The organism is Thermus thermophilus, assembly GCF_019974155.1.
Lineage (GTDB): Bacteria > Deinococcota > Deinococci > Deinococcales > Thermaceae > Thermus > Thermus thermophilus_C.
The window spans coordinates 1658875-1669599 of sequence record NZ_AP025158.1 but is presented as its reverse complement, the minus strand read 5'-3'; the positions used below and the strand labels follow the sequence as shown (position 1 = coordinate 1669599).

Sequence of the window (10725 nt, the reverse complement as noted above, 5' to 3'; positions counted from 1 at the left end):
CACGGGGCACCCCTGTCTTTGCCCGGAGCATACCCGGCCAACATGAGAAATGCGTAACGAGGTGGACCGCCGCCCGGGGAAGGCTTACCCTAGAGAGTATGGACGAGGGGAAGATCCTCTACGAGGGGCTCACCTTTGACGACGTGTTGCTCCTTCCCGACTACTCCGAGGTCCTGCCCAAGGAGGTTTCCGTCAGGACGCGGCTCACCAAGCGCCTTTTCCTCAACATCCCCATCCTCTCCGCCGCCATGGACACGGTGACCGAGGCGGAGATGGCCATCGCCATGGCTCGGGAGGGGGGGCTTGGGGTCATCCACAAGAACCTCTCCATTGAGGCCCAGGCGGCCATGGTGCGCAAGGTGAAGCGCTCCGAGGCGGGGATGATCCAAGACCCCGTGACCCTTCCCCCCACGGCCACCCTGGAGGACGCCGAGCGCCTCATGCGGGAGTACCGCATCGGGGGGCTACCCGTGGTGGACGTGTACGGGAGGCTTCTGGGCCTGGTGACGAACCGCGACCTCCGCTTTGAGCGGGACCTCAAGCGGCCCGTGACCGAGGTCATGACCCCGGTGGAGCGCCTCGTCACCGCCCGTCCCGGCACCACCCTGGAGGAGGCGGAGGAGCTCCTCAGGCGGCACAAGGTGGAGAAGCTCCCCCTGGTGGACGAGTCGGGGAGGCTCAAGGGGCTCATCACCCTAAAGGACATCGTCAAGCGGCGCCAGTACCCGAACGCCGTCAAGGACGCCCAGGGAAGGCTCCTCGTGGGGGCGGCGGTAGGGGCCTCCAAGGACCTTCCCGAAAGGGCCCAGGCCCTGGTGGAGGCGGGGGTGGACGTCCTCGTCCTGGACTCCGCCCACGGCCACTCCAAGGGGATCCTGGAGGCCCTCGCCTACCTCAAGGAGACCTTCGGCGAGAGGGTGGAGGTCATCGCCGGGAACGTGGCCACCCGGGAAGGGGCGAGGGCGCTCGCCGAGCGGGGGGCGGACGCGGTGAAGGTGGGGATCGGCCCCGGCTCCATCTGCACCACCCGGGTGGTTACGGGGGTGGGGGTGCCCCAGATCACGGCCATCCTCGAGGCGGTGGCGGGGGTTAAGGACCTGGACGTGCCCGTGATCGCCGACGGGGGGATCAAGTACACGGGGGACGTGGCCAAGGCCATCGCCGCTGGGGCCCACGCGGTGATGCTCGGCAGCATGCTGGCGGGCACGGACGAGGCCCCGGGGGAGGAGGTCTTGAAGGACGGGCGCCGTTACAAGCTCTACCGGGGCATGGGCTCCCTGGGGGCCATGAAGCAGGGCTCCGCCGACCGCTACTTCCAGGACCCCGGGAAAGGGGAGACCGAGGCCAAGAAGCTCGTCCCCGAGGGCATTGAAGGGATGGTGCCCTACAAGGGCCCCGTGGCCGATGTCCTCTACCAGATCGTGGGGGGCTTGCGGAGCGCCATGGGCTACGTGGGGGCGCCGGATATTGAGACCTTCCGCAGGAAGGCCCGCTTCGTGCGCATGACCATGGCGGGGCTCATTGAGAGCCACCCCCACGACGTGATCGTGGTCAAGGAGGCCCCCAACTACTCCCGCTAGAGGGTCTAGTCCCCGAAGAGGCGGCGGAAGGCCTCCGCGCTCCCCTTCTTCCGGGCGGGGCGGTAAGCGCCGCCCGTTTCCTCCAAAAGCCCCTCCGCCACCAGGGCCTTGAGGGTGTCCAGAAGCTCCTTCTTGGAGAAGGGCTCCCCTTCCTCGTCCAGGTAGCGCTGGATCTCCTTGAAGGTGGCGAGGCGCAGCGCCTCCACCGCCCGCATCACCCAGCCCTTGCGGTCCATGCCACCATCCTAAACCCGCGCCTGTGCCATCCTGGCCCTTGTGGACCCCTACCGGGAGTACCAGGACTACGTCATGGCCTCGAGGCTCCTCGTGGCCTCGGGCCTTTCCCGGGAGATCCTCACCCTTGCCCAGTACGCCCGCCTCCGCCTAAAGCGCCTGGAGCTCGCCCGAGCCCGCCGCTTCCGGGAGCTCGAGGCCTTGGACCGGAGGCTCCGCTACGGCTTCTGGACGGACCCCCTCCGCCTCCGGGAACACCTTTACCCCCTCCGGGACAGCCCCTACCTGGCGGACCCCGAGGCCTTTGAGCGCCTCCTCTTCCCCGAGGAGCGGGCCCGCCTCCGCTACCCGGGCCAGGCGGGGGAGTACTACCTGGGCTGGCTCCGCCTCCCTCCCCTCCTCATGGAGCCCTGGGCCTTTGAGGAGGCCTTGCGGGCCCAGGAGGAGAAGGGGCGGGCGCTTCCCCTCTTCCTCAACGCCTTTCACCTCGGGCCTGGCGGGCGAGAAGGCCCATGGCGAGGGCGATGAGGGTGAAGGCGATGAGGGCCTGGAGGGGGATGGGGAACTCGGGTATGTACTCCGCGCTGCAGGGCACGGGGGGTTTGCAGGCCAGGGGGAAGAGCCCCGGGAACCACACCTGGGTGAGGTGGAGGACGCTCACGCTTCCCCCGAGGAGGGAAAGGGCCAGGCCGTAGGGCCAGACGCCGAAGTCCTGCCGCCAGAGGGCGAGGCCCAGGATCACCGCCTGGGGGTACATGAAGATCCGCTGGTACCAGCAGAGCTCGCAGGGCAGGAAGAGGCGCACCTCGGAGTAGTAGAGGCTTCCCAGGGTGGCCACCAGGGCCACCACCCAGGCGAAGGCGAGGAGAAGGGGAGCGCGCTTCACAGGGGGTAGCATACCCCTAAACCGGGACCGTGGAGGAGGCTTCCCTGGAGCTTAAGGAGGGCGAGGACTTCTATTGGGAAGAGGGGCGGAGGGTTTTCATGCCACCCCATGCTGGCTTGCGCCAGCACGGGGGCCCCGGCAAAGGGTTCTCAAGGGGCCTTGGGAAGGCGGGCGCTCAGGCCTCGAGGAGGGCCTCCACAAAGGCCTCGGGGTCAAAGGGCTGGAGGTCCTCCGGGCCCTCCCCCACGCCGACGAAGCGGATGGGCACCTTTAGGGTGCGGACGATGGGGACCAAGACCCCGCCCTTGGCCGTCCCGTCCAGCTTGGTGACGATGACCCCGGTGAGGCCCAAGGCCTCGTGGAAGCGCTTGGCCTGCTCCAGGCCGTTTTGCCCGGTGACGGCGTCCAGCACGAGCCACACCTCCCCAGGCTCCCCGGGGTCCGCCTTGGCGATGGCCCGCTTCACCTTCTTGAGTTCCTCCATGAGGCCCTGCTTGGTGTGGAGGCGGCCCGCGGTGTCCACCAGGAGGAGGTCCAGGCCCCGGGCCTTCCTGGCCTGGGCGGCGTCAAAGGCGAGGGCGGCGGGGTCGGCGCCCTCCGCCCCTTGGATCACTGGGATCCCGAGGCGCTTCCCCCACTCGGCGAGCTGGGTGCCCCCCGCGGCGCGGAAGGTGTCCCCGGCGCAGAGGAGCACCTTTTTGCCCAGGCCTTGGTAGTAGCGGCCCAGCTTGGCGACGGTGGTGGTCTTGCCCACCCCGTTCACCCCCACCACCAGGACCACGTGCCCCTTGGGCTCCACGGGGCGGAGCTTCTGGGGACGGAAGCCGAGCTTCCTCAGCGTGGCCCGCCGCTCGTCCGGCTCCAGCATCTGGACGAGCTTCTCCTTCACCGCCTCCTTCAGGTCCTTGCGCCCCGAGGCCCGAACCTCCTTCAGGAGTTCTTCCGTGGCCTCGAGGCCCACGTCGGCGGCGAGGAGGGCCATCTCCAGCTCCTCCAGGACCTCCTCGGGGTCGCCGCCCCAGGGGATGGCCTTGAGGAGCCTCTCCCGGGTCTTGGCGAGGCCCGCCTTTAGGCGCTCAAAGAAACCGGCCATTTAGCGGAAGTTGGCCCCCAGGGCCAGGCGCCAGACCTTGGGGAACTCCGCGAACCCGTAGACGTAGGTGCCCTCGGCGAAAAGGCCCGTGTAAGGGTCTAAAAGCCCTTCCAGCCCCAGGGTGAAGCTCACCCCCAGGGTGGGCGCGGGCCCCACGAGGCCGCTTAGGCCCCCGCCGAAGTAGGGGAGGAGGCCCTGGAGGCCGGGGTCGTACTGGCCCAGGTCCGGCTTGAAGAGGAGGCTCGCCTCCAGGGCAAGCCCCGGGGCCGCGGGGGAGAGCTCCGCCAGGAGGCGGCCCGAGAGGTTCTGCCGCAGGCGGTTTTCCACCCCGGCCCCGAAGGTGAGGCCGAGGCCTTCCCCGTAGCCGAAACGCATCCCGATGGCCCCTTGGGCGTGGGCGAGGCCCAGGAGGAGGCCGAGGGCGAGAAGAAGCCGCTTCATCCCCCTGAGTATACCCGGGTTTGCGGTGTTCTTCACGAGAGGACCCGCGCCAGGCGGGAAAGCGCCCGCTCCTTCCCAAGGAGGGCCAGGATCTCAAAAAGCCCCGGGGTCTCCAGGCTCCCCGTGAGGGCCGCCCGGAGGGGCTGGGCCACCTGGCCGAGCTTGACCCCCTTCTCCGCGGCGAAGCCCCGGAGGAGGGCCTCGAGGGCGGCCTCGCTCCACTCCTCCTGGGCCTCTAGGCGGGGGTAAAGCTCCCTGAGGAGGGGAAGCCCCTCCTCCAGCGCCCTCTTGGCCTTCTCCGAAATGGGGTAGTCCTCGGTGAAGAGGTAGCGGGCCTTCTCCGGGAACTCCTTCAGGGTGTCAAACCGGGGGCGCATGAGCTCCACCGCCCGCCTCAGGTAGGCCTCGCTCTCCCAGGAAAGCCCCGCCTCCCGGAGGAAGGGCTTGACCCTCTCCGCCACCTCCTCCAGGGAGAGCACCTCCCGGATGTACTTCCCGTTCATCCAGCGGAGCTTTTCCAGGTCAAAGACGGGCCCCCCCAGGGAAACCCTTTCCCAGGTGAAGGCCTGGATGAACTCCTCCAGGGTGAAGATCTCCCGCCCGTCGGGCATGGAAAAGCCCATGAGGCCGAGGTAGTTCCTCAGGGCCTCGGGCAGAAACCCCTCCGCCTTGTACCAGTCCAGGGAGGTGTGGCTCTTGCGCTTGGAGATCTTGGTCTTGTCGGGGTTGCGCAGGAGGGGCATGTGGTAAAACCTAGGCACTTCCCAGCCGAAGGCCCGGTAGAGGAGGACGTGGATGGGGGTGGAGACGAGCCACTCCTCCGCCCGGATCACGTCCGTGACCCCCATGAGGTGGTCGTCCACCACGTTGGCCAGGTGGTAGGTGGGGTAGCCGTCGGACTTGAGGAGGACCACGTCGGGGATCTCCTGGTTGTCGTAGACCACCACCCCCCGTAGCTCGTCCTTGACCTCCGTGGCGCCGGGGCGGGGCACCTTGAGGCGGATCACGTGGGGCTCGCCCCGCCTCGCCCGCTCCTCGGCCTCCTCGGGGGGGATGTTCCGGGCCCTACCGTCGTAGCCCCCCTTTTCCTTGCGGATTCGCTCCAGCTCCTCCGGGGTCTCAAAGGCCCGGTAGGCCCACCCCCGCCTTAGGAGCTCCTCGGCGTACTTTTGGTAGAGGGGAAGCCGTTCCGACTGGCGGTAGGGCCCGTGGGGGCCGCCCACGTCGGGGCCCTCGTCGTAGGAGAGGCCGAGCCACTTTAAGGCGGCGAGGATCCTCTCCTCGGCCCCGGGGACGTAGCGGGCGCGGTCCGTGTCCTCAATGCGCACGAGGAAGCGCCCCCCGTTCTTCCGGGCCCAGGCGTAGTTGAAGAGGGCGATGTAGGCCGTGCCCACGTGGGGGTCCCCCGTGGGGCTTGGCGCGATGCGGGTCACCACCATACCTCGCCCATTATCTCACCCGGGGCTAAAGGTTGCCCCGTAGCCTGAGGGCAATGGACGGGGAGCTTCGCGCCCAGGGTTTGCGCAAGCGCTACGGCCCCAAGGAGGTGGTCCGGGGCGTGGACCTCTCCTTGAGGCGGGGCGAGATCGTGGCCCTCTTCGGCCCCAACGGGGCGGGGAAGACCACCACCTTCTACATGGTGGTGGGGTTCATCCGGCCCACGGGGGGGCGGATCTTTCTCAAGGGCCAGGAGATCACCGCCCTCCCCATGTACAGGAGGGCCCGGCTCGGCCTCGGCTACCTCCCCCAGGAGCCCAGCGCCTTCCGGCGGATGACCGCCTTGGAGAACCTCCTCGCCGTCTTGGAGTTCCAGCCCCTTTCTAAAAAGGAGCGCCTGGAGAAGGCCAAGGCCCTCTTGGAGGAGCTTTCCATCTACCACCTGCGGGACCGGATGGCCTACAGCCTCTCCGGGGGGGAGAGGCGCAGGCTGGAGATCGCCCGGGCCCTCGCCACCGACCCCGACTTCCTCCTTCTGGACGAGCCCTTCACCGGGGTGGATCCCAAGAACGTCCGGGAGATCCAGAAGGTCATCGCCGAACTTCGGGAAAGGCGCGGCGTGGGGGTCTTCATCACCGACCACGCCGTGAGGGAGACCCTGGCCATCACCGACCGGGTCTACCTGATGTACGACGGCCAGGTCCTCTTCCACGGGGATCCGGAGACCTTCGCCAAGGACCAGGGGGTGAGGCGCCACTACCTGGGCGAGGACTACGAGCTCTAGCCATGACCTTCTGGGCCCTCCTCTTCCTCATCCTCTTCCTCTCGGCCTTGGTGGCCTACCTGGGGGACAAGGTGGCCAAGTGGGCGGGGAAGCGGCACTACCGCCTTTTCGGCCTGAGGCCCCGCCAGACGGCCACCCTGGTCGCCGTCTTCACCGGGGTGGGCATCGCCCTCTTGAGCTACCTGGGCTTCCTCCTGGTCTTTCGGGACGCCCGGGAGGTGATCCTCCAGGCGGAGGCCATCCGGGCCGAGCGGGACCGGCTCAAGGAGCAGAGGGCGGCCCTGGAGGCGGAGGCCGCCCGGGCCCTCGCCGAGGTCAACGCCCTGCGCGGGGAGCGGGGGGCCCTCCTTCAGGCCCTGGAGCGGGTGGAGGGGCTGCGGGAGACGGCCTCCCGGGAGCTTGCCGCCCTCCGGGAGGAGGTGGCCCGCCTCGAGGCCCGGGGGAAGGCCTTGGAGGAGGCCTTGCGCGCCCGCGAGGCGGAGGTAAAGGCCAAGGAGGAGGCCCTCCGGGCCCTGGAGGCCAGGCTGCGGGAGGCCGAGGCGGAGCTGGCGCGGGCCCGAAAGGAGCGGGAAGCCCTCCTTTGGGAGAAGGAGCGGCTCGAGGCCGACCTCGTGGCCCTTCAGGGACAGGTGTTGGACTTAAGGCGCTCCCGGGAGGTTCTGGAGGGGGAGGCCTCCCGGCTCCGGGAGGCCCTGGCCCGGGTACGCCAGGAGTTCGCCGAGGAGGAGAGGCGGGTCCAGGGCCTCCTCGTCCAGGCCCGGGTGCTGGAGGGGCAGAAGGGCCAGCTTGCGGAAGGCCTCGCCCGCCTGAGCCAGGGGCTCTACCTGGGGGAGGTGCGCCTGGGCCCGGAGGAGGGCCCCGTGGCCTTGGAGGAGGCGGCCCGGAGGCGGGCCCTCCTCCTGGGCTTCAAGGGGGCGCGGCTTATCGGCGGGGCCAAGGGCCCGGGGCTGGCCGTCCTGGAGGGGGCGGGGTACGAGGACGGCGTCCTCCTCGTCCGGGCCCGCTTTTACCCGGAAAAGCGCCTGTGGCCCGCGGGGGAGGTTCTCGCCAGCGTCACCTTCCTCAACACGGGGGAGCCCCGGGCCCGGGCCGTCCTCCTGGAGGTGGGGGAACGGGTCCGGAAGCGCCTTCTGGAGGAGGGCGTGCCCCCGGAGTACGCCCGCTTCCCCACGGAGACGGACCTGGCCCAGGGCCTCCTCCTCCTCCGGGGGCGGTCCGGGGTGGTCCGGGTGGGGGTGGTGGCCCTGTGGGAGGTGTGGACGGTGGAGCCGCCCCTCCTCGCCTTCCGCCTCCTCGGTGGGCCTCCGGGCCCGGAGGTACCGGTCCCGACCCGCGAGGTCCGGTAGGATCGCCACCTCCTTCCAGCCCTTCTCCCGGAGCTCCCGGGCGAGGAGGTGGACGTTTTCCGGGGCGAGTTCCAGGAGGAGGTACCCCCCGGGCTTCAGGGATCGGCGGGCCTCCTCCGCCAGGGGGCGGGCCACCGAGAGGCCCTCCGGCCCGGCGTAGAGGGCCAGGGGGCTTTCGTAGCCGAGCTCCCTCGGGGCCACCTCCCGGTAGGCCTCGGGGAGGTAGGGGGGGTTGGAGACCACCAGGTCCAGGCCCTTAAGGCCCCCGGTGAGGGGTGCGGGGAGGAAGGCCACGGCGAGGCCCAGCCGCTCGGCGTTCTCCCGGGCGAGGGCGAGGGCCTTGGGGTCCACCTCCGTGGCGTAGACCTCCGCCTCGGGCAGGGCCCGCTTCAGGGCCAGGGCGATGGCCCCTGTGCCCGTGCCCACGTCCAGGATCCGGGGGGCGGGAGGCAGGGGGAGGCCTAGGGCGAGCTCCACCAGCCCCTCCGTCTCGGGGCGGGGGATGAGGACCCCTTCCTCCACCCGCAGGGGCAGGCCGAAGAACTCCACCTCCCCCACCAGGTACTGGAGGGGGTAGCCCTGGAGGCGCCGCTTGAGGAGGGCCTCGGCCCGTTCAAAGGCCTCTTGGGGCAGGGGGGAGGTGAGGCGGCCATATAGGACCTTCCGGGGCCAGCCCGTGGCCGCGGCGAGGAGGTCCCAGGCCTCGAGCTCGGGAAGCCCGGCGGCGCCGAGGGCCCGCCTCAGGCGGCGGAGCAGGTCCAGGGCGAGCGGCGTACCCCCCGGGGCTTCCGGCATGGCCTCGGGCCCTCAGCCTTGGGCCTCGCGCCTGGGGTAGACCACCACGTGCCGCTCCTCCCCTTCCCCTTGGCTTTCCGTGGTGACCCGGGGGTGGTTCTTGAGGAGCATGTGCACGATCCGCCGCTCCCCGGGGGGCATGGGGGGGAGGTGGAGGGGCTCCCCGGTCATGGCCACGGTGAGGGCCGCCTCCTCGGCGAGGCGGCGGATCCGGGCCTCCGCCCGGCTTCTGTACCCCGCCGCGTCCAGGACGAGGCGGTAGCCGGTGCCGAAGCGCCGGGTCAGGACCACCCGGGCCAGGTGCTCCACGGCCCTCAGGGTCCGCCCCTCCTTCCCGATGAGGCGGCCCAGGTCCCCTCCCTTGACCTCGGCCTTGAGGGTCTCCCCTTCCACCCGCACCTCCAGGCGGTGGCCGGGGTCCAAGAGGAGGAGGAGGCCCCCGAGGAACTCCTCCAGGAAGGCCCTGGGGTCCCCTTGGGCCTCCGGGACTCCCGATTCTTTGAGCTCCACCTCCACCGGGGCCTCCTCGAGGACCCCGAGGTCGGAGAGGAGCTCGTCAATGCTCTTCTTGCGCTCGTCCATGCCCCCAGTTTACGCCTTAAGGGGGGCCAGGCTTTTGTTGATGAGCCACTGCTGCACGAGGCCGATGAGGGTGGAGAGGACCCAGTAGAGGGTGACCCCCGAGGGGAACTGGAGGACCAGGAAGACGAAGATGAGGTTCATGAAGAGGCTTTGCCGGATGAGGTCCCGGTTCCCGTGGGCGGAGAGCCAGGTGGAGAGGAAGGTGCTGGCCACGTAGAGGACGGGGAGGATGTAGTAGGGGTCGGGGAGGGCGAGGTCGGGGATCCAGAGGAAGCCCTGGCCGAACTCGTAGTTGGCGATCACCTTCCAGAGGATGAAGAGGATGGGCATCTGGATGAGGAGGGGGAGGCAGCCGGCGGCGGGGTTGACCCGGTGCTCCTGGTAGAGCTTCATGGTGGCCTCCGCCCGCTTGTTGGGGTCGTCCTTGTACTTCTCGTTGATCTTCTGGATGAGGGGCTGGAGGCGCTGGATCTCCGCCATGCTCTTGAACTGCTGGTGCATGAGGGGCCAGAGGAGGAGGCGCACCACCAGGGTCAGGAAGAGGATGGCGAGGCCCCAGTTGCCGGTGAAGCGGTAGGCCGCCTCCATGATCCAGAGGAGGCCTAAGGAGAGCTGGCCCCAGAGGTTGGGGCTGAAGAGGCCGGGGAAGGAGAGGAGGCCTTCCACGTGGAAGCGGACGAGCTCGTTCTGGCCGCCATAGACCCTGAGGACCTCTCCCGGCCCCAGCCGCACCTCCCCCTCGCGCCCCACGAGCCTGCCCTCCAAGGGGCCTTCCCCGAAGGCCACCAGGGCGTAGCCCGCCTTGGGCCGGGTTTGCCAGGCGAGGTAGACGAGGCGCCCCTCCCCGCTCGGGGCGGGCTCGGCGGCGCCTTCCAATAGCGCCTTGGGGTTCCCCTGGGCGGAGAGCTTGAGGGCGAGGGGGAAGTCCGCCGTCACCTCCACGGTGTACCGCTCCTTGGGGATGCGGTAGGTGAGGGTCCCCTCTTCCCCCCGGAAGCGGGCGAGGAGATGGCCGTCCTCTACGGCGAACTCCGCCTCCAGGGGCCGGAAGCCCACGGGGGAGAGGACGGGGCCGTTCGCCGCCAGGCTGGGGGCGCGGGCGTAGTCGCCGAAGGCCGTGCCCTTGTAGGTTTTCACGTACCAGCCCACCACCTGGCCCGCTTCATTGAAGGCCAGGTCCATGAGGTTGGTGACGGCGACCTTTTCCAAGGTCCCGTCCCCGTTCGCGTCCACGTCCTTGAACCCCACCTCCAGGGCGAGGGCGGGGAGGAGGAAAAGGAAGGCCGCAAGGAGCCTCTTCATTCCGCACCTCCCCGGACCTTCCTCGGGGGGAAGAGGACGGGCACCGGGTCCAGCCCGCCGGGGTTCCAGGGGTGGCAGCGGAGGACCCGCCGCACGGCGAGATAGCTCCCCCAGAAGGCCCCGTGCCGCTTTAGGGCCTCGAGGGCGTAGGCGGAGCAGGTGGGGTGGAAGCGGCAGGTCCTGGGTTTCAGGGGAGAGAGAAAACGGCGGTAGAAGCGGATGAGGAGGATCAGCACCTCGCGCAC

General features: G+C 69.7%; 12 protein-coding genes and 1 pseudogene. 4 read left to right on the top strand and 9 right to left on the bottom strand.

Annotation, left to right across the window (positions count from 1 at the left end; all coding sequences use genetic code 11):
- The first annotated feature begins 98 nt into the window (after window positions 1–98).
- Window positions 99–1580: an IMP dehydrogenase gene (gene guaB, locus TthTMY_RS08975; RefSeq protein WP_096411018.1), complete on the top strand. Its 1482-nt coding sequence runs from the start codon at window positions 99–101 to the stop codon at window positions 1578–1580.
- Between the two features lie 5 nt (window positions 1581–1585).
- On the opposite strand, the gene TthTMY_RS08970 is transcribed toward guaB, so the two are convergent.
- A complete protein-coding gene (locus TthTMY_RS08970) occupies window positions 1586–1816 on the bottom strand; it encodes a hypothetical protein (RefSeq protein ID WP_096411017.1) in 231 nt (76 codons plus the stop codon).
- A gap of 40 nt (window positions 1817–1856) precedes the next feature.
- On the opposite strand from TthTMY_RS08970, the gene TthTMY_RS08965 reads away from it, so the two are divergent.
- A complete protein-coding gene (locus TthTMY_RS08965) occupies window positions 1857–2342 on the top strand; it encodes a hypothetical protein (RefSeq protein ID WP_096411016.1) in 486 nt (161 codons plus the stop codon).
- Here the strand turns inward: TthTMY_RS08965 and TthTMY_RS08960 are convergent.
- From TthTMY_RS08960 to gltX, 4 genes are all read right to left on the bottom strand, one after another.
- Window positions 2287–2712 (bottom strand): disulfide bond formation protein B, encoded by a 426-nt coding sequence (locus TthTMY_RS08960; RefSeq protein WP_096411015.1) that lies wholly within the window; start codon window positions 2710–2712, stop codon window positions 2287–2289. The two genes, TthTMY_RS08965 and TthTMY_RS08960, sit on opposite strands and share 56 nt — an antisense overlap.
- A 163-nt stretch (window positions 2713–2875) precedes the next feature.
- Complete coding sequence (ftsY, locus tag TthTMY_RS08955; protein WP_096411014.1) at window positions 2876–3793, bottom strand: signal recognition particle-docking protein FtsY; 918 nt, start codon at window positions 3791–3793, stop codon at window positions 2876–2878.
- A complete protein-coding gene (locus TthTMY_RS08950) occupies window positions 3794–4234 on the bottom strand; it encodes a hypothetical protein (RefSeq protein WP_096411013.1) in 441 nt (146 codons plus the stop codon).
- A 32-nt stretch (window positions 4235–4266) separates the two neighbouring features.
- Window positions 4267–5673 carry a glutamate--tRNA ligase gene (gltX, locus tag TthTMY_RS08945; RefSeq protein ID WP_096411012.1) on the bottom strand — a complete coding sequence of 469 codons (1407 nt, stop codon included), beginning with the start codon at window positions 5671–5673 and terminating at the stop codon, window positions 4267–4269.
- 53 nt (window positions 5674–5726) lie between these two features.
- Between gltX and lptB the strand changes: the two genes are divergently transcribed.
- Both lptB and TthTMY_RS08935 read left to right on the top strand, forming a co-directional pair.
- Window positions 5727–6455, top strand: a complete 729-nt coding sequence (lptB, locus tag TthTMY_RS08940; RefSeq protein WP_096411011.1) for an LPS export ABC transporter ATP-binding protein — start codon at window positions 5727–5729, stop codon at window positions 6453–6455.
- A 2-nt stretch (window positions 6456–6457) separates the two neighbouring features.
- Window positions 6458–7801 (top strand): DUF3084 domain-containing protein, encoded by a 1344-nt coding sequence (locus TthTMY_RS08935; protein ID WP_096411010.1) that lies wholly within the window; start codon window positions 6458–6460, stop codon window positions 7799–7801.
- Here TthTMY_RS08935 and prmC read toward each other — a convergent pair.
- The 4 genes and pseudogenes from prmC to yidD form a co-directional block, all read right to left on the bottom strand.
- Window positions 7703–8596, bottom strand: a pseudogene (prmC, locus tag TthTMY_RS08930) (peptide chain release factor N(5)-glutamine methyltransferase); the annotation flags it as partial. The gene TthTMY_RS08935 and the pseudogene prmC sit on opposite strands and share 99 nt — an antisense overlap.
- A gap of 12 nt (window positions 8597–8608) precedes the next feature.
- Window positions 8609–9178, bottom strand: a complete 570-nt coding sequence (locus TthTMY_RS08925; protein ID WP_096411009.1) for a protein jag — start codon at window positions 9176–9178, stop codon at window positions 8609–8611.
- A gap of 9 nt (window positions 9179–9187) precedes the next feature.
- Window positions 9188–10480 (bottom strand): YidC/Oxa1 family membrane protein insertase, encoded by a 1293-nt coding sequence (locus TthTMY_RS08920; protein WP_096411008.1) that lies wholly within the window; start codon window positions 10478–10480, stop codon window positions 9188–9190.
- A complete protein-coding gene (gene yidD, locus TthTMY_RS08915; RefSeq protein ID WP_096411007.1) occupies window positions 10477–10725 on the bottom strand; it encodes a membrane protein insertion efficiency factor YidD in 249 nt (82 codons plus the stop codon). The genes TthTMY_RS08920 and yidD overlap by 4 nt, the downstream gene beginning before the upstream one ends.